Annotated in this window: 22 protein-coding genes; all 22 read left to right on the forward strand. The window is 28.6% G+C overall.

Annotated elements, in window-relative coordinates:
* Positions 1-70: 70 nt before the first annotated feature.
* The 22 genes from ACFIJ5_RS08410 (at position 71) to ACFIJ5_RS08515 (ending at position 25,079) form a co-directional block, all read left to right on the forward strand.
* Positions 71-811, forward strand: coding sequence for an ABC transporter ATP-binding protein (locus ACFIJ5_RS08410; RefSeq protein WP_379805981.1), 741 nt, complete (start codon positions 71-73; stop codon positions 809-811).
* Between the two features lie 15 nt (positions 812-826).
* Complete coding sequence (locus ACFIJ5_RS08415; RefSeq protein ID WP_379805983.1) at positions 827-1,636, forward strand: ABC transporter permease; 810 nt, start codon at positions 827-829, stop codon at positions 1,634-1,636.
* Between the two features lie 12 nt (positions 1,637-1,648).
* Positions 1,649-2,422 (forward strand): ABC transporter permease, encoded by a 774-nt coding sequence (locus ACFIJ5_RS08420; RefSeq protein ID WP_379805985.1) that lies wholly within the window; start codon positions 1,649-1,651, stop codon positions 2,420-2,422.
* 293 nt (positions 2,423-2,715) lie between these two features.
* A complete protein-coding gene (locus ACFIJ5_RS08425) occupies positions 2,716-4,041 on the forward strand; it encodes an erythromycin esterase family protein (RefSeq protein WP_379805987.1) in 1,326 nt (441 codons plus the stop codon).
* A 29-nt stretch (positions 4,042-4,070) separates the two neighbouring features.
* Positions 4,071-5,495: a HAMP domain-containing sensor histidine kinase gene (locus ACFIJ5_RS08430; protein WP_379805989.1), complete on the forward strand. Its 1,425-nt coding sequence runs from the start codon at positions 4,071-4,073 to the stop codon at positions 5,493-5,495.
* A gap of 225 nt (positions 5,496-5,720) precedes the next feature.
* Complete coding sequence (locus tag ACFIJ5_RS08435; protein WP_379805991.1) at positions 5,721-6,455, forward strand: DUF4184 family protein; 735 nt, start codon at positions 5,721-5,723, stop codon at positions 6,453-6,455.
* 154 nt (positions 6,456-6,609) lie between these two features.
* Positions 6,610-7,950, forward strand: a complete 1,341-nt coding sequence (locus tag ACFIJ5_RS08440; RefSeq protein WP_379805993.1) for a TldD/PmbA family protein — start codon at positions 6,610-6,612, stop codon at positions 7,948-7,950.
* A gap of 16 nt (positions 7,951-7,966) precedes the next feature.
* Positions 7,967-9,211, forward strand: coding sequence for a metallopeptidase TldD-related protein (locus ACFIJ5_RS08445; RefSeq protein ID WP_379805995.1), 1,245 nt, complete (start codon positions 7,967-7,969; stop codon positions 9,209-9,211).
* Positions 9,212-9,664: 453 nt separating this feature from the next.
* On the forward strand, positions 9,665-11,086 hold the full coding sequence (gene rlmD / locus ACFIJ5_RS08450) for a 23S rRNA (uracil(1939)-C(5))-methyltransferase RlmD (protein ID WP_379805997.1): 1,422 nt from the start codon (positions 9,665-9,667) through the stop codon (positions 11,084-11,086).
* Positions 11,087-11,267: 181 nt separating this feature from the next.
* On the forward strand, positions 11,268-11,420 hold the full coding sequence (locus ACFIJ5_RS08455; RefSeq protein ID WP_379805999.1) for a hypothetical protein: 153 nt from the start codon (positions 11,268-11,270) through the stop codon (positions 11,418-11,420).
* 89 nt (positions 11,421-11,509) lie between these two features.
* Positions 11,510-12,019, forward strand: coding sequence for a helix-turn-helix domain-containing protein (locus tag ACFIJ5_RS08460; protein WP_379806001.1), 510 nt, complete (start codon positions 11,510-11,512; stop codon positions 12,017-12,019).
* Positions 12,020-12,071: 52 nt separating this feature from the next.
* Positions 12,072-12,845 (forward strand): alpha/beta fold hydrolase, encoded by a 774-nt coding sequence (locus ACFIJ5_RS08465; RefSeq protein WP_379806003.1) that lies wholly within the window; start codon positions 12,072-12,074, stop codon positions 12,843-12,845.
* 31 nt (positions 12,846-12,876) lie between these two features.
* Positions 12,877-13,026 carry a hypothetical protein gene (locus ACFIJ5_RS08470; RefSeq protein WP_379806005.1) on the forward strand — a complete coding sequence of 50 codons (150 nt, stop codon included), beginning with the start codon at positions 12,877-12,879 and terminating at the stop codon, positions 13,024-13,026.
* Between the two features lie 173 nt (positions 13,027-13,199).
* On the forward strand, positions 13,200-13,913 hold the full coding sequence (locus ACFIJ5_RS08475) for a TetR/AcrR family transcriptional regulator (protein ID WP_404661404.1): 714 nt from the start codon (positions 13,200-13,202) through the stop codon (positions 13,911-13,913).
* A gap of 127 nt (positions 13,914-14,040) precedes the next feature.
* Positions 14,041-15,396, forward strand: coding sequence for an MATE family efflux transporter (locus ACFIJ5_RS08480; protein WP_379806009.1), 1,356 nt, complete (start codon positions 14,041-14,043; stop codon positions 15,394-15,396).
* Between the two features lie 541 nt (positions 15,397-15,937).
* Positions 15,938-16,384, forward strand: a complete 447-nt coding sequence (locus ACFIJ5_RS08485; RefSeq protein WP_379806011.1) for a MarR family winged helix-turn-helix transcriptional regulator — start codon at positions 15,938-15,940, stop codon at positions 16,382-16,384.
* 18 nt (positions 16,385-16,402) lie between these two features.
* A complete protein-coding gene (locus ACFIJ5_RS08490) occupies positions 16,403-17,131 on the forward strand; it encodes an alpha/beta fold hydrolase (RefSeq protein WP_379806013.1) in 729 nt (242 codons plus the stop codon).
* A gap of 592 nt (positions 17,132-17,723) precedes the next feature.
* The gene (locus ACFIJ5_RS08495; RefSeq protein ID WP_379806015.1) at positions 17,724-18,056 is read left to right on the forward strand and encodes an ArsR/SmtB family transcription factor; all 333 of its coding nucleotides are present in this window, start codon (positions 17,724-17,726) and stop codon (positions 18,054-18,056) included.
* Positions 18,057-18,062: 6 nt separating this feature from the next.
* Entirely contained in the window at positions 18,063-19,793 is a 1,731-nt protein-coding gene (locus ACFIJ5_RS08500; RefSeq protein WP_379806017.1) for an ABC transporter ATP-binding protein, read from the forward strand.
* Entirely contained in the window at positions 19,790-21,664 is a 1,875-nt protein-coding gene (locus ACFIJ5_RS08505; RefSeq protein ID WP_379806020.1) for an ABC transporter ATP-binding protein, read from the forward strand. The genes ACFIJ5_RS08500 and ACFIJ5_RS08505 overlap by 4 nt, the downstream gene beginning before the upstream one ends.
* Positions 21,665-21,865: 201 nt before the next feature.
* Positions 21,866-23,002 (forward strand): glycerate kinase family protein, encoded by a 1,137-nt coding sequence (locus tag ACFIJ5_RS08510; protein ID WP_379806022.1) that lies wholly within the window; start codon positions 21,866-21,868, stop codon positions 23,000-23,002.
* 331 nt (positions 23,003-23,333) lie between these two features.
* Positions 23,334-25,079, forward strand: a complete 1,746-nt coding sequence (locus tag ACFIJ5_RS08515; RefSeq protein ID WP_379809575.1) for an ABC transporter ATP-binding protein — start codon at positions 23,334-23,336, stop codon at positions 25,077-25,079.
* Positions 25,080-25,088: the final 9 nt, after the last annotated feature.

A 25,088-nucleotide genomic window follows, 5' to 3' on the forward strand; every position in this document is an offset into this window, starting at 1 on the left:
ACTTCTTTTTAGTATGAAACCATAAATAATGTAAAATTTGATGATGATTTAGATTTTAGGAGGTATTTAAATGTTAAAAAAAACAATTGAAGTTAAAAATGTTACTAAAAAAATAAGAAAGAGAATCATATTGCAGGATGTTTCTTTTGATGTTTATGAAGGAGATATATGCGGTTTTGTGGGACCTAATGGTGCGGGAAAAACTACATTAATAAGAATTATGACAAATTTAATTTCATCTACATCTGGAGAAGTAAAGATAGGTGGTGTAAATGTTAAAGAAGATAGAAAACTTGCACTTAGCAAGCTTGGAGCAATAGTTGAAGAGGCAATATTTTTCCCATATATGACAGGTAGACAAAATTTAAGAAATTTAGCAATGTTAAATCTTAATATGTCAAAGAAAGAACAAAGAGAAAAGGTTGAAGAAGTATTAAAAATAGTTGATCTTTACGATAGAGGTGATGACAAAGTTAAAACTTATTCTTTAGGGATGAAACAGAGATTAGGTATTGCTCAGACACTTTTAAATAATCCTAAAATAGTTATTTTAGATGAGCCATCTAATGGGCTTGATCCTATAGGAATGAGGGACTTAAGGAAACTTATTTTAAAACTTAGAAAAGAGCAAAATATAACTTTCTTTATATCTAGCCATCTTTTAGATGAACTTAATAAGATGTGTAATAGATTCATTGCTATAAACAAAGGAAAAGTTATATGGCAAGGAAGCAAGGAAGAATTAATGAAAAAAACAGGAGAAAGTTTAAAATTAGAGGATGCATTTATAAACTTAGTAAGTGGCTATTAAAAGGAGGAACAAAAAATGAAACAGTTATTTTTAAGTGAATGGAAGAGAATGTGGAATAGAAAATCTACTTGGTTTTGTTTTGGAGTAGTATTTATAACATTGTGTAGGTTTGCTAAATATTATCTTAATGCAAATGTTAACTTTAATTACGATGATGTTAAATATGTTACTTCTTTAAAGTTACCAAGTACAGTACTTAATATGTCTACTATGTTTTTTAATATTATAATTATTTTTCTTATAGTAATGTCAGTAACTAGTGAATACAGAAGTGGGCAGTTAAGAATGATTATGACAAGAGCTGTGTCTTTTAGGGATATAATAAAAGCAAAATTTTTGGTGATTGTAAGTGTAGTGTTTATATTTTTAACTAGTCATTTTGTTTTAAGTACTATTTTAGGTTATTTATTTTTTCCACATAAAAAAGTTAAATTTAGAACTTATATGTATCCTTTTACAATAAGTGAAGGTATTTTATATAATCTCAAGTACTATATTATTACATTTATAACTCTTATTGCTATGGCAGCAGTTATCATGGTTATATGCATAGTATGTAAGACTACTATAGGAGCAGTGGGGGCAAGTTTAACTTTTATACTAGCATCAGCAATTTATCCCAGTATTTATTTGATATTTTCAAATAAGATGAATGAAACAATAGATTTTTCATCTCTTATATCAATTCAAGATCACGGTATATTGAGTATACTTGCACAAAAACCACAACATGTGGGATTAATAATATTTGCAATTTCTTTATATATCATAGTATTTTCTTTAATTGCATTTAATTTATTTAATGATCAAGATTGTTATAATTAAGGGGGAACAAACATGAAAAGATTAATAGCATCAGAATTTCAAAGAATATGGCTTAATAAAAAAACAAAGATATTATTAATGTTAGTCATAATAGATACAATAATAAGCTGTGTATATAGATTAAAATTCAATTCAGGATCTTATGACGGAATAAATTATAATGTAAGATTAAATTCGTTAAATTGTTCACTTTTTGTATTTTACGAGGTAAGGATATTACTTTTATATATAGTTTTACCTATTATAGTTGCTAATTCAATGAACTATGAACAAACAATAGGGGCTTTTAAAATGTATATGATAAGGCCGTATAAAAAGTATAAATTTATAATATCCAAATGGATAGCCTTGGCTTTAACAACATTTATATTAATATTTACAGTATTTATAATTAGTATTATTTTTGGATATTTGTTCATGCCAAAAGTATCAATTGTTAAATTTTATAATATGCAGCAAAACTTCAGTGCAGTAGGAGCTTTAATATATATCATGAAATTTTATATGACGCAGTTATTAATAGCAGTTTTCATTCTTTCAATAGTTGCTGTTAGTTCAATACTAATATCTGATCCTGTAATTTCAATTTTAGTTGGAATTGGAGTAACTGTGGCTTTAGGAGTTTTTACAGAAACTTTTAGATTCTTATTGGAAAGTGATAAATATGGATATTATACTTTAGCAAACACAGCACCAATAAGTGATCATATTATTATTGCAGCAGGGATAATAGGAGGATTACTTATAAGTATGGCAGTATGGATAAAAAAAGATTATTGTTATTAGATATTTAATTTAACTTTCGCAGGTGAAAAATAACCGCTGCGGGAAATGATATCTTGCTCAGAAACCTTTCACTTCAGTAACAAGTTCTAAGTTTTACTCATATTGAAAAAAGATTTTTTAATTAATATTCCGTAGGAATCAGTAATTAAAAAATAACTTTTTTCAAATTCGTAAAGCTAAGAACTTGTAAACTTTGTTCAAATGTTTCTTACGCAAGATATCATTTCCCTTCGCTAGACAGCATTTTTTTACTGTGAAAGTTGAGATATTCCATTTTCAGAGGGGCGGTATAAATGAAGAAAATAGTAATTATAATAGGTTGTGCTTTGTTGTTGATTTTAGGAGTTTTTACAATAAATAGTCGATATGAAAAATATGAAGAGAATAAGGCTGTAGCAGTTTTGAAAAATAAAATAGTAAAAATAAAAACAGTAAAAGCAGAAAATGATTTTAAAGATTTAATGCCTTTAAAAAATATATTAAAGGATAAAAAAATTGTGGCAATGGGAGAAGCCACTCATGGAACAAAGGAATTTTTTCAAATGAAGCATAGAATGCTTAAATTTCTTGTTGAAAAAATGGATTATAATGTTTTTGGAATAGAAGCATGTATGAGTGAGTGTATGGCTGTCAATGACTATGTTTTATATGGAAAGGGAGAGGCAGAGCAGGTTGTGAAAAAAATGGGATTTTGGACATGGGATACAAAGGAAGTAGTAGATATGGTAAAATGGATGAGGGAATACAATGAAAATCATACCAAAAAGGTTAAATTTTATGGGTTTGATATGCAGTCTTCTTGTACAGCAGTAGAAAAAGTTCAAGCATACTTAAAGAAAGTAGATAAAGAATATGAAAATAAAGTAGATAGTATACTTCTAGAGTTTAAAGATCCTAAAACACTTCATGGTAATAATAAAAAGCTGCATGGAAATGAAGTTAAAAAAATAATGTGTATGTTTGAAAAAAATAAAAATGAATATATTAGTAAATCTTCTAAGGAAGAATATGAGCTTTATAAACAAAATTTAAAAATCATAGATGAAGCTTATGATTTTTTTAAAGGAAATCAAAGCAACTCTCAAATGCAAACTAAGAGGGATAAATACATGGCTGAAAATATAAAGTGGATCTTAAATTTTGAAGGACAGGATACAAAGATTATGGTATGGGCACATAATTGGCATGTAAGTAAGGTAGCAGATAATATAAACAACATTGGTGAGAATGTAAAAAGAATGGGTTCAAATTTATATGATATGTATAAGGATAAATTATATGTTATTGGATTTCAATTTAGTGAAGGTACTGTTACAGCAGTGGATAAAAGTATAAATAGAGGAGAAGAATCAGTAATGCTTAAAAAATGTACACTTCATGCAGCAAAGAAAGGATCAATTCCATATATTTTATCTAAAGTAGATCCTTTATTCTTTATAGATTTTAAATCTGTAAATACCAATAAGTATGTAAAAGAGTTTATATCTACACCAAAAACATGTCGATATGTAGATGCAAATTTCAATGGAGAAGATGAAAGTTATGAGACTAATATTTTAGATCAATGTTATGATGGATTAATATATATAGATAAAATTTCTAATTCTGAACTGATTTAAAGATTAGAAAGTATGAAGGTAGGATGTAGATGAAAAATATTACTTTTAAGAAACAATTTATTATTTCTATATTATTAGTATTAATTTTGAGTATATTGTTTACTGTAGCAGGAGCTTATGTAGAGATAAAGTTAATACAAAAAGGTATAGTATTAAAAGCAAATTATTATGAATCCCGTGTGCCAGAAGTTGAAACATATATAAATAAAAATAAAGAAAAAGTTCTAAATAAGAATTTTAAAAAAGATTTAGAAAGTATAATTCCTATTCAAGGAATAGAATATGAAGTAGTAAATTCAAAAGGAGAGCTTTTATATGGTCATTTCAATGAAATAATAGTACAGGCTCCAGTTAAATTAAAAAAACAATCAGAAATTGACAAAAGTGAGTCTCCTAAAATGATAAAATATATATCAATTATAAATAATAATAAAATTGAAGGAATGGTTATTTTAAAGTATGAACTAAAACTTAGTGCCAGAAATCCTAAATTTAATTGGATAGTTAAATATTTAGATGTTTTTACAATGCTAGCTCCATTTATTTATATAATAATTTTCACATTTGTTTTTGCATCTAAGCTCAATAATAGATTAAAAATACCATTGAATCAGCTTATGATAGGTGCTGAAAAAATAAAAAATAAGGATTTAGAATTTAAAATAGATTATAAAAGCAAAGATGAATTAGGAATGTTGTGTAACTCTTTTGAAGAGATGAGAGTTGAACTTAAAAAATCTTTACAAGAGCAGTGGAAAATGGAACAGGAAAGAAAGGAAATGGTAGGTGCTATTGCGCATGATTTAAAGACACCAATTACTATAATAAAAGGTCATGTTGAAGGACTTATAGACAGTAAAAGGTTAGAAGAAGGCAAAGTTTACAGATATTTAGATTTAATTAATAAAAATGCAGATAGAATGACTAAACTTATAGAGAAAATGAACATTTTAACTAAGATTGAAAAATCAGATTTTACTCTTAAATTTAAAAGATGTAATATAATTGAATTTATAAATGATAAAACTGATGATTATAATATATTGGCAGATAATAAAAAAATAAGTTTTGAATATACAATTAAGGATGAAAGAATTAGTAATGGTTTAATAAACATGGATTGCGGTGCATTGTCTGCAATATTAGATAATCTAGTTTCTAATAGTATAAGATTTACTCCAGAAGGGGGAAGTATATATTTAAATTTATATTTAACTGAAGAAAAAATTATTCTTTCTATATCAGACACAGGATGTGGCTTTTCTAAAAAGGATATTGCAAATATATTTAAAAAATTTTATCAAGGCGACGAATCAAGATCAAAAGAAAAGGGGCATTCAGGTTTAGGGCTTTACATAGTTAGAACTTTAGTAAATAAATTTAATGGAAGTATTGAGGCTAAAAATAATGAAAAAGGGGGAGCAATAGTGAGCGTTAGTATGTTTGTTTCTTAGTATCAACAACAGTACTTTTGTGCTGTTGTTTTTATATTACGGAAATGTAAGATTCATTATAGTTATTGTAAGATTAATGAATGGTTAGCGTAATATTTTTAATGTACAATAAATATGTAACAAAGAAAATAGCCTTTACAAAGAAATTGATACGAAAAAGTAATGTTATAAAAGTTTTTAATATTGAAATATAATAAATAAATTATGTAAGGAGGAAGCATATCAATGTCATTTACATTAGCACATCCAGCAGCAGTAGTCTTTATGAAAAATAAATACTTCAATTTGAGTGGATTGATATTAGGATCTATGGCTCCAGATTTTATATATTTTATATTATTCAATCCAAGTAGTAATTTTGGACATACTATTTTAGGATTTATGCTACTAAATATACCATTATGTTTTCTTCTAAATTTTATATATTATAAATATATAAAAGATTCATTTATTTTAAATTTGCCTATGTGTATATCAAAAGATTATACGTGGTTAATAGATATAAAAAATGGTGTAACTAATGTTAAAGAAGCTGTGATTTTTACATATTCTAGTGTTATAGGAATGATGACTCATGTGTTTTGGGACTCTTTTACACATAAAACTGGATATTTTGTATTAAAACTAAATTTTCTTAGAGACAATATAAATTTATTAGGACATAAAATTTACATATATAAAATAGCTCAACATGGAGGGACTTTGCTGGGATTTGTAATAATATTAATTTTTCTTCATAAAATTAGGAAAAGAGGATTAATTTTAAAAGTACCTCTAAGAAGCAAAGTTATGTATCATGTAACAGCTGTACTTATTGAAATTATCCTTATGTTTTTTATTTATATAACTTTTAATGATAGCTTTAGTATGGGAAGGATAGTTGTTACTTTTATAAATGGGTTGTTTTTAGGATATTTGATTTCATCAATTATGTATAAAAACACTTTTATTTATTCTTGATTTTCATTGTGTTATATAATCGTATAAATGTAAAAAAAAGGTTGAATTTTGATGAATGTTAATATATACTAAATATAAGTTTCTGAATAGTTACAATTATTTAAAAAATATACTTATAGTTCTATAGATACTAATTATAGGAGGGGGCTATACTTTGAAAAATATTAATTTTAAGGAGAATTTTTATACAGATATAAGGTATGAAAATGTAAAAGAAAGTAAAATAGTTTATCTAGATGGTGAACTTCAGGAAATGAAAGAAAAACAAGAAAAGGGAGCATTTATAAGAGTTTATGATGGTACTAGATGGTACTATTCTTCCACAACAAATTTATCTAGAATTCAAGATGAAGTAAACAAGCTTTATTCTATGGGGAAAGAGTATAAGAAAATAAATGAAGATGAAAATATTAAAAAATTACAGGTAAATAAGGCAGAATATTTAAAATATAACGACGCTTTAGGGAAAATTCCTATGGAAGAAAAACATAATCTTTTAAAAGAATATCTGAAGGTCTTAAAGGAAGCAAAGTATTTAAAAAGCTTTAAAGTGGTGTACATTGATAATAGAATTGTAAAAAGAATAGTATCTTCAAAAGGTACAGATGTGACATTTGATAAGGAAAGTTGCGGAATTTCAATGAGATTTACCTTCTCAAAAGGTGAAAAAACTTTTAAAGATGGATTTGATTTAGGAAAAGATAGCTTTGAGTCATTAAAAGATGGCAAGGAAAAGCTAAGAAAATTTTTAAATAAATGTGAAGATTTTCTTATAAATTCAAAAAACGTAGAACAGGGTAAATATACTGTAATTCTATCACCACAGGCTGCAGGAGTATTTGCTCATGAAAGTTTTGGACATAAAAGTGAAGCAGATTTTATGGTAGGAGACGAAACTATGATAAAGGAGTGGAGTATTGGAAAACAAGTTGGATCACCTATTTTATCTATAGTAGATTCTGGAGAAATAGTGGGTTCTGGTTATGTTCCTTTCGATGATGAGGGTACAAAAGCAGGAGAAAATTATCTTATAAAAAATGGTAAATTATTTGGAAGGCTTCATTCTTCAAAAACAGCAGTTAGCTTAAAAGAAGAACTTACAGGAAATGCTCGTGCTTTAAATTTTGAATATGAACCTATGGTTAGGATGACAAATACGTACATTCTTCCAGGGAAAAGTACTTTAGAAGAACTAATTTCCGAAGTTAAAGATGGATTTTTAATAGATACTATAAAACATGGTTCTGGTATGTCTACTTTTACTATAGCACCATCAATAAGTTATAGAATAAAGGATGGTAAAATAGTAGAACCTGTAAAAATTTCAGTAATATCCGGAACTGTTTTTGAAACTTTAAAAAATGTTGATGGGTTATCTAAAGAGTTACAAATGTTGAGCTTTGTAACTGGTGGCTGTGGTAAAATGGATCAATTTCCACTTCCTGTAGGCTTCGGAGGTCCATATGTAAAAGTATTAAATATGAATGTTCAGTAAAGGGGTGAAAAGATTTATGAAAAAGGAAAAATATGTAGATAATATGAAAGAAACTTCTTTAATAATATCTGCTTCTAAAATAGATTCAGTAAAGATAAAAGATATTACAAAAAAATCAGTAAGAATTTATGATGGAGGTTATATAGGAATAGCTGGTGGAATAGGGGAAGTTTCCACAGAAGAGTTAGAAAAGAAAGCAAAAGAAAATATAAAAAATAAGATTCCTTACGAATATGAAATTAGTAAAGATAAGTGTATTAGTATAGATAAAACTAGTGAGGGTATGAATGATAAAGAACTTTTATCAGAAGGAGAAGAATTACTATCAAGGCTTTGTAAAGAAAATGAGGATTTTATCTTTAGTCATAAAATAACAATGATGGAACGCAGTACATCTTTAAGTAATGATGAAAATTTAAATTTATCTTATAAAGATAAAAGTATATGTACTGAATTGATTTTCAAGGAAAAATCTTCTTCAAGTATATTTGATGGTTTTATAGGCTATGAAGGAAGAAAATATAATAGAGAACAGTATTTAAACATGGCTTCTCGAATTTTAAAGGCTTATAAAAATGAAGTTAGTCTTCCTTTGGAGGGGAAATATAAAGTAGGAGTATATATGGATTCCTGCGAAGAATTATTTTTACAAATTTTTTCTAAAGATTTAAATGGTAGAACATTTAAAAAAGGCGGCTCCATATTTTCTGAAAAAACAGGAAAGAAATTATTTAATGAAAATTTTACTCTTATGCAAACTAAAAATCCTAAAGATGTATGTTTACAACCATATTTTGATATGGAAGGTACAGTTACAGAGGATTATTCTTATAATCTTATAGAGAATGGAGTACTGCTTTCTCCATATACAGATAAAAAGACATCTAAATTGTATAATTTAAAAAATACAGCAGCTGCTTCTGGAAATTATGATGAGGTACCAACTTTGGGAGTACCTACATTAAAGGTAAAACCAAGTAATAAAACTTTAAAGGAATTATTTAACGGGGAAGAAGGAATACTTGTTTATATAGCTTCTGGTGGAGACTACACTTCCTCTGGAAAGTTTGGTACGCCAGTGCAGTTAGCTTTTTTGTTTGATGGAGAGCATATAATTGGAAGACTTCCAGAACTTCAAATATCTTCTGATGTGTATAAAATGTTCAATGAAGACTTTTTAGGAGTTTGTAGTGATTCTCTCTTTGGTTTAGAGGGTGGAAAAGTAATGGTTATGAATATGGATGTAAAAAACATGAAATAGAAAGATGGCATAAATTTTATATTTATTACAAAAGCTCTATTAGATATATTCTAATAGGGCTTTTGTAAATTATAAATTTGACATGTAAAAATGAAGTTCAGTAATATACTATTGAATTTACTATGTTATAATGTAAAAATGAAACATAAAATAATTAATAATTCAACTTTCGTAGTTGAAAACAATCGCTACGAAAAATGATATATTGCTCTGAAACCTTTCACTTCAGTAACAAGTTCTAAGCTTTACTCATATTGAAAAAAGATTTTTTAATTAATATTCCGTAGGAATCGGTAATTAAAAAATGACTTTTTTCAAATTCGTAAAGCTAAGAACTTGTAAACTTTGTTCAAATGTTTCTTACGCAATATATCATTTTCCTTCGCTAAACAGTATTTTCTCATTGTGAAAGTTGAGTTAATAATAAATACAGTAGTATAAAGGATGGATATAATGAATAATATTAAGCATAATTTCAAGAAAAACTCTAAGAATAATTGGAAATCTAACAAAAAAACTCATAAGAAAAGAAATTTAAAAAAAGAAACTGCAGTGGTTAAATGCATAGGTATGGATGAAGATGGAAAAGGTATAATAATTTATAATAAAGAGAAGGTAGCAGTTCCATATTTGTTGGAAGGTGAAACGGCAGCAGTTGAGATATTAAGAAATGGTAAATATGTTACAGGACGTATAATTGAAATCAAGAAAGCATCTTTGTATAGAGTGAAACCTAAATGTCCTTGTTATAATGAATGTGGTGGATGTCAGATGCAGCATATGTCTTATGAAGGACAATCACAATTCAAACAAAAATTTGTTGAAGAGCTTATGAAATCTTATGGTAAAGTAAATCCAATAATAACTATGGAAGAGCCATATTATTACCGAAATAAGATACATGCAACTTATACTTATGGAAAAAAAGGACAGATTGTTTCAGGTTTTTACGAAGAAAGTAGCCATAGAATAATTCCAATTGAACGTTGTATAATTCAAAATCCTAAAGCGGATGAGATAAATGCTTCAATTAGAGAACTTATGAAATCATTTAAGATGAAACCTTATGATGAGGTAAGAGGTGAGGGATTTTTAAGACATGTTCTAATCAAAACAGGATTTGCTACGAAAGAAGTTATGGTTGTATTAGTTGTAAGTTCTTCTGTTTTTCCTTCAAAGAACAATTTTGTTAAGGCATTATTAAAGAAGCATCCTGAGATTACAACAATTATAATGAATGTGAACAACAAAAAAACCAGTATGGTGCTTGGAGATAGAGAGAAAGTTATATATGGAAAAGGCAGAATTAAAGATATACTATGTGATTGTACTTTTGATATATCTCCAAAATCTTTTTATCAAATTAATCCTGTGCAAACACATAAGCTGTACAGCAAAGCTATTGATATGGCCCATTTCAATGGAGATGAGGTTGTTATGGATGCTTACTCTGGTATAGGTACTATTGGACTTATTATGAGTAAAAAAGTAAAATCAGTTATTGGAGTTGAATTAAATAAAGATTCTGTAAAGGATGCTATTAAGAATTCCAAGTTAAATAACATAAAAAATGCACGTTTCTATGAAGGTGATGCAGGTGAATTTATGGTGGATATGGACCAAGCTGGGGAAAAATTAGATGTAGTTATGATGGACCCACCGAGAAGTGGCAGTGATGAGAAGTTTTTATCTTCTCTAGTTAAAATGAGCCCAAAGAGGGTTATTTATATTTCCTGCAACCCTGTAACACAAGCACGTGATTTGAAATTTTTAACAAAACATGGCTATAAAGTGGAAGAAATTCAACCTGTTGACATGTTTTGTCAGACATATCATGTAGAAAATGTTGTAGGATTATGCCGTAAAAACTTTTGATTTTATTAGCATTTTAGTAGTTTTGTGAGTTCTATTCGTTTAGTAAAAATAGTGAAAATTACGCCCCAAAAGACCTGAAAAGAAGTATAGAAATATGATATGGTATGTGGAAACACGTTAGCAAATAGTTAATTTTTTATTTCTAAAATAGAAAATGAGTAGTAAAAAATCCTGAATTCGAATGAGTTCAGGATTTTTTGGTAGTAAGTCAAAATTTTTAAATCAGGAGATAATTTATTCAGTTCCTGAAGAATATATCTTATCAGATATTACAAATATATCAGCTTATGACCAAATAAGATTTATGATTAGATTTGCTAAAAGTCAAAAATAATATAAAAACAGATATTTATATATTGACAATCTAAAAAATTAGACTATAATAAAAAAATAGACTATAATAAAAAAGGAGAATATAGCCAAATGAATATTGAAAAGTTGATACTGAATCCTGCCAGGCTTCGAATCCTGCAATTTATTTTACTAAACGAAAGAACAACTGTTTCAGCAATTCTAGAAACACTTACGGATATTCCAAGAGCTACTATTTATCATCACATTAAGCTTTTAGATGAGAATGGTCTTATTCATGTGGTGGAGGAAAAAAGGGTAAGAAATACCATAGAGAAGGTTTATGCCATGAATAAGAAAAATGACATGTTAAAACACGACAATCCAGTTAAGCTTGCTACTGCATTTTTCATAGAACTTTTACAAGAACTCCAATTTTATTTAGGTAAATCCGATGCAGATTGTGTTCGAGATAAGGTGTTTTTTAACACTGCGCTTTTAGCAGTTACAGATGAGGAATACGATGTACTTTTAAAAGAAATTAAGGATATTCTTGAAAAGTATATTAAAAATAAAAAGACACCCGAGAGAAAATTGCGGAAGCTATCAATGATTTCAAGTTTGCCTGTAGATAAGGTTTAGGTAGGTAAAAATAATACAACTATATAGTAATCTCTAGAAAAGAGGTGTTAACATGAAATTCCACGAATTTGGAGATCCTGAAAATCAACATATTATGCTAATCCACGGTGGTGGAAATGCATGGTGGAATTATCTAAGACAGGCACGAAAACTATCGGAAAAGTACCATGTTATTTTACCAACTTTAGATGGACACGGAGAGGAATTTGCAACTGATTATATTTCAACTGAGGATACTGCCGATAAGCTTTTGAGTTATATTCAGAAAAATTGCAACGGAAAGTTATTTGCACTGTGTGGTGTATCGTTGGGAGGTCAAATTGTTATAGAATTGCTTTCTCGTAAAGCAGATTTAGTGCAAAAGGCAATCATTGATGGTTCTGTCTGCTACCCTGTGCCAAATGTAAAAAGGTTTTGTATTGCAAACGTTAAGCTTTTCAGAAGTTTTTTATTCAGTAAAAAAGCTTGCAAATTTGAACTTGCTGCTATGTCTAAAATGTTACCACAAAAAATGCTCTATCCCAAGGAAATACAGGAATTATATTTACAGGACTTGCCAAGACTAAGGAAAGAAACTTTATATGCAATGTATCGTACCTATATGAATTATTCCATCAAGGATAGTTTAAGAGAGTGCCAGGCGGATGTTATGTATTGGTATGGAGAAAAAGAAATGAAGTGTGTCAAAAAATCGGCCAAGCTTTTCCAATCCTACGTGAAAAACTGTAAAATCTATGAGGCAAAGGATTATGGTCATGGGTATCTTGCAGTATATTTACCTGAAGAATGGCTGGAACTTGCACAGAATTTTTTTGAAAGTACATAAATCAGAATAGGATAAAATAGGAGTTGATAAATTGAAACAAAACCAATCTTTATACATACCCCTTGGTCTAAAAACAAGAACGGAACTGTTTGAAGGCTTTGGAAAGGCTGAACTTATTAAATCAGATATAGTAACCTTTGTAGCAGGAGCAATAGATACAATTATATATAATTACAAATAACACTACTTTTTTGGTAGTGTTTATTTTATGCTCAATATCAAGTGTAGTAATTATGTTTACAAAAGATATTACAAATATGCTATTAAATATTAAAGTTTTTAAAATTATTTTATTAATGATAATGAAAATCTTTATCATTTATGCTATAATGAATTCAGGAGCTCCTAACTAATGTGTTTTTTTACAAGAATTATAAAGTAATTAAAATATTAACACCACATTGTTATGAAAGGATGATTGAAGAAAAGGGGAGAATGATGGGAGATAAACTTGATACAAGAGAAAAAATATTAGCAGCTGCAAAGTTAGAATTTCTACAACATGGTTTTGAAAAAGCTTCTATGCGCATTATTTGCAAAAAGGCAAATGTGACTACTGGAGCTGCATATTTCTTTTTTAGAGATAAGGATGATATATTTTATCAACTTGTAAGTGATAAAGCCGAAGAACTTTTAAATCGTATAATAGTAACTGAAAGTGAAAATGAGAAAATTCGTGAAAATGATGAAATTCCTATAGAGAGTGCTAGTGATATTGATGCATCTAAGATTAAAGATATCATGAAATATATGTATGATAATATTGAAATTTTTATACTTTTATTTTGTAAATCAATTGGTTCTTCTATGGAAAATTTCTATGATAGTATGATAGAAATTGTTGAAAATTTAAGTAGGAAATATATTATGAATAAGCGAGATACAGGTGAAATAAGTGTGTATTTTGATGAAAATACATATCATAATCTCGTAAGTTTGGAAATCTCATCCATTATAGAACCCATTCGACATCAGCTTCCTAGGGAAGAAGCATTGAAACAAGTTGATGCTATTGCTAAATTTTTTTACGGAGGTTGGAATGAATTGATGCATTTTAAAAAGAAGTAGTATTTTAATTTTATTAATAGTAAAGCATGTTTTTATTTTTAGCCTCAACATAACACTGTTATGTTACTTAAAAGCGTCTTAAATAGTAGAAAATTATGTAATAAGAAATAAAAAATAGGAGGTTAATATGAGTCAAGTAAGAAATGAATTATTAGAACAAAGTCCATTACGTCTAATGATAAAATTAAGTGTTCCTGCAATTATTGGTATGGTTGTTATTGGATTATATTCTTTCATGGATGGTGTTTTTGCTGGGCAATTAATAGGCGAAAATGCTATGGGAGCAATTTCTGTTGCATATCCTCTTACATTTTTTAATAGTGGTATTGCAACTTTGATTGGGGTTGGTTCTTCTTCTATATTAGCAAGAGCCATAGGAAAAAAGGATACAGAGACTGTAGATAAAATTATGGGAAACCTATTATCTTTAGTACTTATTTTTTCAACTATTATTACGATAATAGGAATTGTTTTTACAAAAGAATTGTTATATATGAGTGGTGCAAAAGGAGAGATTTTAGAGCTTGCTATTAGATATTTGCGTATTGTATTTATTGGTTCCATTTTTGTAAATTTTGCTCAAAGTGCCAATATGGTTATGCGCGGCGAAGGACTTATGAAAAAAGCAATGCTTATTATGGGAATAGGAGCCATAATAAATATTATTTTAGATCCTATTTTTATAACAGCCTTTGGTGAAAAAGGTATTGAAGGAGCAGCAGTAGCAACTGTTACTTCACAAATTCTTCAAGCGGTTATTACTATGATTTATTTTGTAAAGAAAAGTAAAAATGTAAGATTTCATAAAATAAGAATTGAAAAAAGTCTTATACCTGAATTGTTTTCTGTAGGAGTATCTGCTATGCTTATGCAGCTTATGTCTATTGTCCAACAGACTTTGTTGTATAGAATGGCAGGCCAATATGGAGGAAATGAACAAGTAATTTTAATGGGAGCATCTTTAAGAATTCAAGCATTTTCATTTATTCCTCTTTGGGGAATTAGTCAAGGATTACAACCAGTTGTTGGAACAAACTATGGAGCAAAACTATATGATAGAGTAAAGAAATCCACTAATATATTCATTATAGGCGCAACTGTACTAGCGTGTTTGTTCTGGGTACCAATAGAACTGTTCCCAAATAAAGTATTATCTTTATTTATTACAAATCAAGACATAGTTAATAAGGGAATTGTGAATTTTAGGCTTATGTATAGTTTATTTCCGCTTTTAGGAATGATGATAATAGGAATTACGTTTTTCCAATGTATAGGAAATGGAAAAAATGCAGGAATTATGGTTTTACTTAGACAAATTGTATTATTTGTTCCGGCAATTATAGTTTTACCAAAGGTTTGGGGAATTGATGCAGTATGGTTTTCTTCACCATTGGTAGATGGAATTGTAGTTGCTTTATCTTTAATACTTTTATTAAAAGAGTATTCTAAGATGAACCATGTACAATACAATGAAAGTATGTAGTGAAGTTTTTATTAATTCAACTTTCGTAGGTGAAAAATAGTCGTTGCGCGAAATGACATCTCGCTCTGAAATAGTTTCCTTCGCTAGACAGTATTTTTGTACTGTAAAAGTTGAGTTATTAATATAAAAATAATTAGTGCAAAAAATAATTAGTCCAAAATAATTAGTTTAAAAATGATTAGTGCAAAAAATAATTAGTCCAAAATAATTAGTTTAAAAATGATTAGTGCAAAAAAATAATTAGTCCAAAAATAATTAGTGAAAATCAATAAATATAATAAATTTTATATTTATTACAAAAGCTCTATTAGATATATTCTAATAGGGCTTTTGTAAATTATAAATTTGATATGTAAAAGTGAAGTTCAGTAATATACTATTGAATTTACATGTGTATGATGGAATTACTAGCATTTTTGGTAGTTCAGAAAGTATCATTAAATTCTACAAGATGGTTTTATTGATTTCAATTTTTATAAGTGATATAATGAGTTTAGCAACTAAAATAGTTTAGCTGCTAAATATATTGGAGGTATACAGGATGAAAATTGAAAACACCGATTTTTTTGAAAGAACTTATCGAATTATCAATAAGTATAATCATAAAACAAAGAAACCTAAAAGCTATGGAACGGAGCATTTACTATATAGTTCTGAAGTGCACATGATAGAAGTAATTGGACACCATAGTGCATTAACTTCAACACAAATAGCAACATTACAAGGCGTTACAAAAGGTGCTGTATCACAAACTGTTAGCAAATTGCAAAAAAAAGGACTAATCTATAAATCGGTTTCTTCAAATGGAAACAATGAAATTTTGATTACATTAAGCGATACAGGGAAAATTATCTATCAAAACCATCTAAAGTTTCATAAGAATTTAATTAGTCAATTATCTATATTAGCAGACGAATTGACACCAGAAAGTACGGCTACTTTGCAGAAAATGTTGAATGTAATAGAAGAAACTTTAGATAACAACTAATTGAAGGAAGGGGTAAAAATGAAGTTTAAGACATTAGGAAATCAACAAAAACCAGTTGCTCTATTTATTCATGCTATGTTTATCACAAGTGATATGTATAATCAAATAACAGAATTATTGAAAGATGATTATTATATTGTTTTACCTTCATTAGACGGACATGATATTGAAGAACATTCTACATTCTATTCTGCAGAAGATGAAGCTGATAAAATTATTACATATCTTAAAGAAAATAATATTAACAATATAAAAATCCTTTTAGGAGTATCTTTAGGTGGAATTATAGCATTTGAAGTATTTAGACGCAATCAAGTAAAGATCAATAAAGTATTTTTAGATGGAAGTCCATTTATTCAACTATCTCAAATTCGTATTAAAATTATGGAAATTATTTTTAAGAAAATAGCTCATAAATCCGCTAAGGATCCCAACAAACTAAATATCTTAGATAAAAAGTGTCCTAGTATGGCAAAACTAATGAAAGAAACTTGTGGAAGTATGAGTGATGAAACAATTAAAAATTTAGCACATACTTGCTATACTTATCAACTTCCAAAAGAAATAAAATTGCAATTACATGAAAAATTAACGTTTTTGTATGGTACAAAGGAAAAAGCAAGAGTATGCATACCAACTGTTAAAAAATACAAAAATTGCAATTTAATCATTAAAGAAGGGTATTCACATTGTGAGTTTTTGATGAAAAAGCCTGTGGAATATGTGAAAATGTTAAAACAGTCATAGCCATAAATAAAGTAATACAATAAATTTTATTTTTTAAGGTCATTTTCTTAACTTAAAGCTTGGTTAAATCGTATAAGTTGATATAATAGTAGAGTATAATAAAGTTATAGGGGTAAGAGGAGTGCTTTCTCAACTAGAAGAGAAGGTATAGTAGCATAATATAATGGACTATTAATATAAAGTTAGGCACGTTTGAGGGTAACTCCCTCGACACTTTACCATAATTAAAGAGAGTAAAAAGTAGACTTTGGATTTAAACTCCAAAGTCTTTTTGTTTATGCATAAGTTAGATTCTTTAGTTATCTTCAAAAACAAAAAATCTTTTAAATTTATATCAAATAACAAACGGTTGTAATCTAAACTTTGTAAGTTTAAATAAAAAAATACCTAAGAGTATCTGTAGATACAGTATGATAAAAATAATTATGGTAGGATAATAACAAAATGAAAATCATTATCATTTTATTTGCGAAATTTGTGGAGAAATTAAGTATTCTTTGAATATTTTTGATTAAGTATTTACTTAATTAAAATTTTGGAATATAATTTAATTAAGTATTTGCTTAATTGAATTTTTGAAAGGAGAAAGTATATGGAAATACAAGTTATTTTAAAAGCATTGTCTGATGGAACTAGACTGAAAATTATTGAAATGCTTCTGCATAAAAATTATTGTGTTAGAGCTATTTCTAGAAGATTGGAAATTTCTGAATCTGCAGTTTCACAGCATATAAAGATATTAAAAGAAAATGGATTACTGGTAGGAAAGAAATTTGGTTATTTTGTACATTATGATGTAAACAGGGATGTATTACATCAGCTGGCGCAAGAGATTGAAGATCTTGCAAATGTTGAGAGAAAATTTAATGTTTCCACAGAATGTGGTTGTAATTGTAATAAAAAAGATAAATGCAATAAGGAGTAATTAAATATGAGAAAAGTGTTAGTTTATCTAAAACCGTATATGATGATTTATATTTTAGCAGGTGCTTTGATTATGATGACAACATTTGCCGATTTAGCACTGCCAGGAATTATGAAAGATATTGTCAATATAGGAATCAGCAGCAAAGATACAGTATATATTATTCATAAAGGTTTAATAATGTTATTGATAACATTGTTCAATTTAACATGTTGGGTTTTGGCGAGTTATTTTGACGCAAAGGCATCATTCTATTTTGCACGTGATCTACGTAAAGATGTGTTTTCACATGTTATTGACAGCTCAGTGGATCAGACAGACAAAACAGGAACTGCATCATTGATTAACCGTACGACAAATGATATTGCCAACTTGGAATTTTCAACATTTAGAATTTTAAGAATGGGAACGATTGCCCCATTTACTTGTATTGGAGGAATTATTTTAGCTTTTCGTACAAGTGTTGAAATTTCAGGAATATTCGTATTGGCAGCAGTTTTATTAGCATTTATTTGTTATGTAATTATAAGTAAAGCTACGCCATTTTTTAAATTTGTTTTCCCAAAAACTGATGCTGTTAACAGAGTACTTCGAGAAAATCTTACCGGTATTCGTGTTATAAGAGCTTTCAATAAAGATCATGCGGAAAAAAAGCGTTTTAACTCTGCAAATGAAGATCTTACTGAGACTAATATAAAGGCACAGAAAATTATGGCATGGCATTCACCACTTATAACATTAATTATGAATTTGACTATTATTGCGATTTTGTATTTTGGTGCTGTGAAAATTGATGAAGGTACATTTTTACCAGGAGAACTTATTGCTATGATTCAATATGCTACATTGATTTTGGGTGCGTTCATTCGTTTAAGTATGGTATTTCAAATGTTACCTCGTTATAATGCAGCAGCAAAAAGAGTTAGTGAGCTTTTATATATGAAGAATACTCTTAAAGAACCGCATGTTAAAGAAATAAATAAACCTATAAATAGCAGTATTAGTTTTTCACATGTTATATTTAATTACGGGAATGCACAAAATGCAGTGATAGATGATGTGAGTTTTAGTGCTGAAAGTGGAAAGACAACTGCGATAATTGGCGGAACTGGTTCGGGAAAATCTACAATTATGCAGTTGATACTGCGATTTTATGATGCTAAAAAAGGGTCAATAATGATAGGCGGGGTAGATATTAGAGATATGAAAAAAAATAAACTGCGCTCATACTTTGGTTATGCAGCACAAGAAGCAGAATTGTTTTCAGGCTCAATTGCTCAGAATTTATCATACGGATGCAGGGATTTTAATGAAGGAGCAATAAAAGAAGTGGCACGGATTGCCCAGGCAGAAGATTTTATTATGGATAAGTCTGATGGTTATAGTGCAAGTATTGCTCAAAACGGAAAGAATTTTTCGGGAGGTCAGAGGCAAAGACTTTCTATTGCTAGAGCATTGGCACGTAAACCTAAAATTTTGTTATTTGACGATAGCTTTTCAGCATTGGATTTTAAGACGGATGCAAAGCTTCGTAAAGCTATAAAGGAAAAGTTTAATGATACAACTGTTTTAATTATTGCACAACGAATTGCAACTGTAATGGATGCAGATAAAATTATTGTATTAAATGAAGGAAAAGTAGAAGATGTCGGGACTCATGATGAACTTATTAACAGATGCATATTCTACAAAGAATTAGCATTATCTCAGTTATCAAAAGAGGAGGTGTTAATATGAGCAATAAAAAGAACAATCAATTTAATAAGTCTTCAGGGAATAGTGCAGTAACAGGAGGTCCTGGACGCAATAGTCCAATGGCAATGGCTTCAATGATGGATAAACCCAAAGATTTTAAGACTACTTTAAAACGTCTCCTTAAATATTTTCATCCCCATTTACCAACTTTAATATTGGTTTGTGTTATAGCTGTGATTTCAACACTGTTTTCGGTTTTAGCTCCTAAAATAATGAGTATTGCAATTAATAGCATTGAGCAAACAGTTGAAAGCAGAATTAATGGAATCATAGTTTCAATTAATTACTCATTGATTTATAAGATTCTTGGGGTTTTATTAGGAGTTTATGTTATATCAACAATACTACTTATTATTGAGCAATATCTTATGGCAAATGTTTCACAAAACATAGTTCGAGATATGCGTTCAGAAGTTCAACGTAAACTTACACATTTACCATTATCTTTTTTTGACCGTGTAACACATGGTGAAATACTTTCACGTGCAGTGGGTGATGTGGAAAATATCGCTGTCACTTTACAGGAAAATATTGTGCAGCTTATTTCTGGTGTTGTTACACTAGTTGGAGTTTTTATAATGATGTTATTTATTAGCAGGATATTGACATTAGTTGTGCTTTTGACTATTCCAATGTATTTTTTTATTGCAAAACCTATCATTAAACGTGCGCAAAAACTTTTTAAAAGACGGCAAAAAGCGAATGGAGAACTTAATGGTTTAATTGAAGAAATGTATGGTGGATTGAAAACGGTGAAAGCTTATGGAAAAGAGAATGAAACAAAGGAGCGTTTCACTGATATAAATAACGTATATTGTAATTCAGGATGGAAAGCTCAATTCATAACAGGAACAATAATGCCATTAATGAGTTTTTTATCTAATTTTTCCTATGTATTGATTTGTGTTAGTAGTGGTCTACTTTTTGCTATGAATGTAATTACTTTAGGTGATGTAGCTGCATTTTTGATTTATGTAAAATTATTTTCAGGACCTGTAAATCAGATAACAAGTATTACAAATTCAATACAATCTTCAATAGCTTCAGCAGAACGTATTTTTGAAATTCTTGATGAGACAGAAGAAACAGATAGTGAGAATAATTCACCTGAATTTGAAAATGGTGACGTAATTTTTAAAGATATTTCTTTTAGATATATCTCTGAGAAACCACTTATTGAAAATCTCTCATTAAATGTAAAAAACGGACAGACTATTGCGATTGTTGGGCCAACAGGAGCTGGAAAAACAACGCTTGTTAATTTACTTATGAGATTTTATGATTTGAATGAAGGTGAAATCCGTGTAGGGGGTGTAAATGCTTCAGAGTGCAAGAGAAGTGATATTAGAGAACAATTTGGTATGGTGCTTCAAGATACATGGCTTTTTAACGGAACGATTATGGAAAACATACGTTATGGAAAAGAAGGAGCTTCTGATGAAGAATGCATAGAAGCAGCTAAAAAAGCTCAAGCACATCACTTTATTTCAACACTTCCAGATGGATACAATACAATATTAAATGAAGAAGCTTCTAATATTTCGCAAGGTGAAAAACAACTTATAACAATAGCACGTACATTACTTCATGACCCTAGGATTTTAATTTTGGATGAAGCTACTTCTAATGTTGATACACTTACAGAGCAGAGAATACAAAATGGTATGAATGAAATAGTCAAAAACAGAACTTGTTTTATTATTGCTCATCGTTTATCTACAATTAAAAATGCAAATAAAATACTTGTTATGTGTGATGGAAATATTGTTGAAACAGGTACTCATGATTCTTTGCTAGAACAAAATGGAGCATATGCAGAACTTTATAAAGCACAGTTTTCTTTGTTATGTTAAAGTTTTTCTAAAATTGTCATTAATAATTGTAGTATTTTGGGCTTGTGTGAATATTGAAAATACTTTTCCTTAGAAAATCAGCAATTGTAGTAGATTGTAAGTGAATACCTTTAAAAGTTGTTCATTGGTAAGTGTATAGACATAGAGTCATGTAGAGAATAGGATTATAACGTAAAGATTATATTAATAGAGGTGAATAGAGTGAAATTCGTATTAGCACCAGATTCATTTAAAGAAAGTATGACAGCCAAAGAAGCTTGTATTGCCATGGAAAAGGGAATAAAAAAAGTGTTCAAAGATGCAGAATGCATTCATGTACCTATGGCAGATGGTGGAGAAGGAACAATGGAATCTTTAGTAGATGCTGCAGAAGGAAAGTTGTATACTGTAGAGGTTACAGCGCCTTTAGGCAATAAAATAGAAGGACGATTTGGTATCTTAGGAGATGGAGAAACAGCAGTTATAGAAATGGCTGAAGCAAGTGGACTCCATTTAGTTAAAAGAGAAGATAGAAATCCATTGGTTACAACTACTTATGGTACAGGAGAGCTCATAAAAACAGCCTTAGATAAGGGAGTAAAGAAGATAATAATAGGATTAGGTGGAAGTTCTACAAATGATGGAGGAGCAGGAATGCTTCAAGCACTTGGAATAAGTTTGAAAGATAAAGTGGGAAGAGAGCTTAATTTTGGTGGTGGAGATTTAGGTAATCTTGAAAAAATAGATTTAAGCAACTTTGATAAAAGAGTTTTAGATATAGAAATAGAAGTAGCTTGTGATGTAAAAAATCCTCTTACAGGAGAAAAGGGAGCAAGTTATACCTTTGGTCCACAAAAAGGGGCAACTTTAAAGATGGTAAAGGTATTAGATAAAAACTTAAAGCATTATGGAAATGTAATTAGAAAATTTTTAGGAAAAGAAGTTGACGCTATAGAAGGGGCAGGAGCAGCTGGGGGACTTGGAGCAGCTCTTATAGGTTTCTGTAATGCTAAATTAAAAAAAGGTATAGATTTAGTAATGGAATATTCTAATTTAGAAAAAAAGGTAAAGGATGCAGATTATGTGTTCACAGGTGAAGGAAGTATAGATTTTCAAACTAAGTTTGGAAAGACACCTGTTGGAGTTGCAAAAATAGCAAAGAAATATAATATTCCTGTAATTGCTTTTGCAGGGAAGGTTGGTTCAGGAATTGAAGAATTATATGAATTGGGGATAGATTCAGTTATAGGTATTTTATCTGGAGTATTTAGTCTTGAGGAAGCTTTAGTTAAAGGAAAAGAAAACTTAGAAGTTTCTGTTGAGAATATAACAAGGATAATTAACACAAGTAAGAGATAATAGAGTAATGACTTTAGGTGAATTGTTTTGTATTGGTTATAATATATTAGTTGGGGTAATGAATAGTTTGGATTAGGTAAAAAAATCCTTAAAGTTATTATTATTATATTGTTGTTGTAAATTTAATATAAAATAGATAAAAGCCATGAGGAGAGATAGTATAGCTTAAAAACTTCATGGCCTTTTATATTTTAAAATATAATTGATATGAGTAATTTGTTGAAAGCTGTTAATAACTAGTGTAAAATATACCTAAATAATTAAAAATTTAGTAAAGTAAATTTTTGCAGTACTCTTAATATTTAATTTTAAAAGGATGGCGAAAGTGTATATGTATAATGAAGCAAAAGAGAGGAATTCTTTTAAATGGTTATATTCATATTTGAAACCACATAAATTTTGGTTGTTCTTAAACATAATATTTTCTTTAGTAAGTGTAGTTGTTAATATTTCTATAATATATTTTCTTTCAAGGGCTACTGATAATGGGTTAAGTAATAAATATGAGTTGTTTATTAATGATGTTTATTGTTTGTTAGGATTAACTGCATTAGGAGCATTTCTTACATATATTATGAAATATTCTTCTTTTAGATGTTCAATTTATTCTGTAAGAGATATGAGAAATAAAATAGTTAGTAATTTACAAAAAACTAGTGTCAGTTATATTGATTCTATTAATACTGGAGATGTAATAACAACTTTAAATAATGATATTGATATAGTGGACAAGACTCTAAATAAAGCTGCTGATTTTATATGTCAACCAATTATATTAATAACTGCAATCATATATTTGTACACAATAAGTTGGAAATTGCTAATAGCGGTAGCTATATCTATACCTATAGCAATGTATATTAATACTATAGTTAGTAAAAGATTATCAGCCATCGTAAAATCACAACAAGATCATACAGCAGAAGCCAATTCTATATTTTATGATTCAACAAATATAGGAGGAGCTTATACAAGTAAAACTTATAATTTAGAAGAATGGTTAGCGGGTAGATATAAGAATACATTAAAGAAAGCTTTGAAAGAAAATTTCAAATTGAATAAATTTTGTAATGTTTATTTATTGTATATAGAATTAGCTCAAGTAGTTATACCTATATTTATTTGTTCTTTATTTGGAGGATATTTAGCTGTTAATGGAGATATTACTACAGGAGAATTAATTGCATGTCAAACATTAGTTACATATTTATATAACCCTTCAAGACAAATCTTAAGATTAAATAGTAGTTTGAAAAGTACTTCTGGAGCTATAGATCGTATATGCAAATTGTTAGATGCGCCAAAAGATTTATTTGGAACAAAAGATTTACCTAAAAATAAATTATGTATTGAATTTAAAGACGTATCTTTTAGTTATGATCTTCAGAAAAATATTTTGAATAAAATTAGTTTTAAAATAGAAGAAGGCAAAAAAGTTGCATTAGTTGGAGAAAGTGGCAGTGGAAAGAGTACAATATTTAAACTTTTGTGTGGGTTTTATAAAAAACAGTTAGGAAATATAAAATTTTACGGTGAAGATTTAGAAAATCTAGATATTAATAAGGTTAGAGAAAATATATCAATAGTATCTCAAGGTGTATATGTTTTTCCAGATACTATATATTCAAATATAAAAACTGGGTCAAAGTTTGCAAAAAAAGAGGATGTAATTGAGGCAGCTAAATTAGCAAATATTCATGATTATATAATTAATTTATCTAATGGTTATAAAACAATTATTGGGGAGAATGGTGTTAATTTATCTGGTGGACAAAAGCAAAGACTATCAATTGCTAGGGCAATATTAAAAAATTCTGCTATTTTGTTACTTGATGAGGCAACTTCAGCCCTTGATACTGAAAATGAAATAAAAATTCAAAACAATTTAAATGAAATTTTTAAAAATAAGACTAGTATAACTATAGCACATAAGCTTTCAACAATTGTAGAGGCAGATGAAATTTTAGTATTAGATAAAGGAGTTATAGTTGAAAAAGGAACTCATAAATCACTAATGCAAAATGGTAAGTATTATAGAGAGTTATACAATAGACAATTTAAAGCACAGCTTCAATAAGAATTAAAG

The organism is Haloimpatiens myeolchijeotgali, from assembly GCF_042688525.2.
Classification (GTDB): domain Bacteria; phylum Bacillota; class Clostridia; order Clostridiales; family Clostridiaceae; genus Haloimpatiens.

Bases quoted from the DNA above. Each gene is read 5' to 3' on its own strand.
- ACFIJ5_RS08410 (WP_379805981.1), top strand. From the start codon at position 71: ATGTTAAAAAAAACAATTGAAGTTAAAAATGTTACTAAAAAAATAAGA.
- ACFIJ5_RS08415 (WP_379805983.1), top strand. From the start codon at position 827: ATGAAACAGTTATTTTTAAGTGAATGGAAGAGAATGTGGAATAGAAAA.
- ACFIJ5_RS08420 (WP_379805985.1), top strand. From the start codon at position 1,649: ATGAAAAGATTAATAGCATCAGAATTTCAAAGAATATGGCTTAATAAA.
- ACFIJ5_RS08425 (WP_379805987.1), top strand. From the start codon at position 2,716: ATGAAGAAAATAGTAATTATAATAGGTTGTGCTTTGTTGTTGATTTTA.
- ACFIJ5_RS08430 (WP_379805989.1), top strand. From the start codon at position 4,071: ATGAAAAATATTACTTTTAAGAAACAATTTATTATTTCTATATTATTA.
- ACFIJ5_RS08435 (WP_379805991.1), top strand. From the start codon at position 5,721: ATGTCATTTACATTAGCACATCCAGCAGCAGTAGTCTTTATGAAAAAT.
- ACFIJ5_RS08445 (WP_379805995.1), top strand. From the start codon at position 7,967: ATGAAAAAGGAAAAATATGTAGATAATATGAAAGAAACTTCTTTAATA.
- rlmD (WP_379805997.1), top strand. From the start codon at position 9,665: ATGAATAATATTAAGCATAATTTCAAGAAAAACTCTAAGAATAATTGG.
- ACFIJ5_RS08455 (WP_379805999.1), top strand. From the start codon at position 11,268: ATGAGTTCAGGATTTTTTGGTAGTAAGTCAAAATTTTTAAATCAGGAG.
- ACFIJ5_RS08460 (WP_379806001.1), top strand. From the start codon at position 11,510: ATGAATATTGAAAAGTTGATACTGAATCCTGCCAGGCTTCGAATCCTG.
- ACFIJ5_RS08465 (WP_379806003.1), top strand. From the start codon at position 12,072: ATGAAATTCCACGAATTTGGAGATCCTGAAAATCAACATATTATGCTA.
- ACFIJ5_RS08480 (WP_379806009.1), top strand. From the start codon at position 14,041: ATGAGTCAAGTAAGAAATGAATTATTAGAACAAAGTCCATTACGTCTA.
- ACFIJ5_RS08485 (WP_379806011.1), top strand. From the start codon at position 15,938: ATGAAAATTGAAAACACCGATTTTTTTGAAAGAACTTATCGAATTATC.
- ACFIJ5_RS08490 (WP_379806013.1), top strand. From the start codon at position 16,403: ATGAAGTTTAAGACATTAGGAAATCAACAAAAACCAGTTGCTCTATTT.
- ACFIJ5_RS08495 (WP_379806015.1), top strand. From the start codon at position 17,724: ATGGAAATACAAGTTATTTTAAAAGCATTGTCTGATGGAACTAGACTG.
- ACFIJ5_RS08500 (WP_379806017.1), top strand. From the start codon at position 18,063: ATGAGAAAAGTGTTAGTTTATCTAAAACCGTATATGATGATTTATATT.
- ACFIJ5_RS08505 (WP_379806020.1), top strand. From the start codon at position 19,790: ATGAGCAATAAAAAGAACAATCAATTTAATAAGTCTTCAGGGAATAGT.
- ACFIJ5_RS08515 (WP_379809575.1), top strand. From the start codon at position 23,334: ATGTATAATGAAGCAAAAGAGAGGAATTCTTTTAAATGGTTATATTCA.